The following is a 2,383-nucleotide window of genomic DNA, read 5'->3' as shown; positions in this document are numbered from 1 at the left end:
CATACCAAAGGCTTTCGTGGAGAGGCTCTAGCAAGTATTGCAGCAATTGCCCATGTGGAGTTAAAAACGAAACAAGATCTTGATGATGTTGGTAATAGTATAATTATTGAAGGCAGTAATGTGGTGTCGCAAGATATTGTGGTTACACCAACAGGAACATCAGTTTCAGTAAAAAACCTGTTTTTTAATATTCCTGCCAGACGAAATTTTTTGAAATCTGATTCCGTGGAATTGCGGCATGTTATTGATGAGTTTCATCGCGTAGCATTAGCACATCCTAATATTAGTTTTGCTATGTATAACAACGGAAGTGAAAGTTTTAATTTGCCAATTAGTAATTATCGTCAACGTATTGTAAATATTTTCGGAAATAAAACCAATGAAAAATTAGTGCCCGTTGAAGAAGATACCGAAGTGCTTAAAATTTCAGGATTTGTTGGTAAACCTGAGTTTGCTAAAAAAACTAGAGGCGAGCAGTTCTTTTTTGTGAATGACCGTTTTATAAAAAGTGCCTATTTAAACCACGCCATTGCTTCGGCTTTTGAAGGGTTGCTTAAAAATGGAACGCATGCAAGTTATTTTTTAAACTTAACCGTCAATCCACAAACTATCGATATCAATATCCATCCAACAAAAACAGAAATTAAGTTTGATGATGAACATACGCTTTACGCCTTATTGCGTTCGGCAGTAAAACACAGTTTGGGGCAGTTTAATATTGCGCCAGTTCTTGATTTTGAGCGCGACCCTAATTTAGATACACCTTACAGTTTTAAAAAGGATAATACGAATGCTCCAAAGGTTGAAGTAGATAGAAGTTTTAATCCATTTCAAGATGAAAAAACTTCAAAAGATAGAGCTGTAGCTTATAAAAAAGACCAAACAACAAGTTGGGAAGGTTTATATGTGGGGTTAGAATCAAAAGGAAATGATTCGAAATCAGATTTTTCCGAAGTTCAATTTGAGAGTGAAGAACGTACAGCATCTATTTTTGACGATGATAAACAAGTTGAGAAAACCCATACAACCTATCAGCTGCACAATAAATATATTGTAAGTACCATAAAATCGGGAATGATGGTTATCGATCAGCATCGTGCACATCAGCGTATTTTGTATGAAGATTTTTTAAAGAATTTAACCATAAAGGAAGCTGCAAGTCAGCAATTATTATTCCCGCTTCAATTACATTTTTCACCACCAGATATTGCTATAATAAATCAGTTAAAACTCGATTTAGAACATACAGGTTTTGCATTTTCTAGCGTTAAAGGTGAGTTAGTTGAAATTACGGGTGTGCCAGTTGGTGTTCCAGAAAGCGAAGTGTCGATTATTTTGGAACAACTGATAAGTGATGTTGAAAACGAAGTGCCAGATAGTCATTTTAGTGCTTCCGATTTATTAGCAAAATCAATGGCTAAAAGTTTAGCCATTAAAACTGGGCAGTCGTTGCTAAAAGATGAACAAGAACATTTAGTAAATAAGCTATTTGCTTGTAAAGAACCTAATGTGTCGCCTACTAACAGAACCACATTTGTTACCATGAGTGTGGATGAGTTAGATAAAAAATTTATATAAAATATGATGCGAATTTCAGACACCGTTAAACATTTAATAATCATTAACGCATTAATGTTTATCGGGACTTTAGCAATTGGAAATGGTAATTTATTTTACGAATGGTTTGCTATGTATTTTCCTCAAAATGATGCCTTTAAACCATGGCAAATTATTACACATATGTTTATGCATGGAGGAGCCATGCATATATTATTTAATATGTTTGCGCTTTGGATGTTTGGTTCACCAGTAGAGCAAGTTTTAGGTTCTAAACGTTTTTTGTTTCTTTATATTTCTGCTGGGTTAGGAGCCGTTTTACTTCAAGTAGGGTTTTATTATTTTCAATATCTTCCAGACTATAATTCGTTACTAGAATCTGGTCTGTCCTCAGATAGTATTAAGCAAATGCTATCCACAAATGAAGTTATTGCAGGCGTTTCTAATTCGCAAGTTGTATTATTAAAAGATATTTACTCGGCATTTAATGCATCAATGGTTGGTGCATCCGGTTGTATTATGGGTGTTATGGCTGCCTTCGGAATGATGAATCCAAATGCCGAACTCATGATGATTTTTTTACCAATCCCAATAAAAGCAAAATACTTTATTCCAGGAATAATCATTTTAGATTTAATCTCAGGTTTAACAGGGCAATCATTTTTTAGCCCAAGTAATACTGCTTATATGGCTCACGTTGGTGGCGCCCTAACAGGTTTTTTAATTATGTGGTATTGGAAAAAAAATCAGTTTAACAGGAACCGTTGGAATTAATGACGTCACTTACACAAGACATAAAAGAAAAACTTTCTAATCTTAATGTATT

The 2,383-nt window shown here is 34.3% G+C and carries 2 protein-coding genes; both read left to right on the top strand.

Features of this window, described 5'->3' with window-relative positions; all coding sequences use genetic code 11:
* The coding region (mutL, locus tag WBN21_RS11740; RefSeq protein ID WP_424200501.1) for a DNA mismatch repair endonuclease MutL at window positions 1–1,578 on the top strand (1,578 nt) is incomplete at its 5' end.
* A 3-nt stretch (window positions 1,579–1,581) separates the two neighbouring features.
* On the top strand, window positions 1,582–2,331 hold the full coding sequence (locus WBN21_RS11735; protein WP_424200499.1) for a rhomboid family intramembrane serine protease: 750 nt from the start codon (window positions 1,582–1,584) through the stop codon (window positions 2,329–2,331).
* Window positions 2,332–2,383: the final 52 nt, after the last annotated feature.

This window comes from Algibacter sp. (assembly GCF_049667265.1).
Lineage (GTDB): Bacteria > Bacteroidota > Bacteroidia > Flavobacteriales > Flavobacteriaceae > Algibacter_B.
The sequence above is the reverse complement of the archived record's forward strand: the minus strand, read 5'-3'. Positions and strand labels throughout refer to the sequence as shown.

Excerpts from the sequence above, each read along its gene's own strand:
- WBN21_RS11735 (WP_424200499.1), top strand. The coding sequence starts at position 1,582 with ATGATGCGAATTTCAGACACCGTTAAACATTTAATAATCATTAACGCA.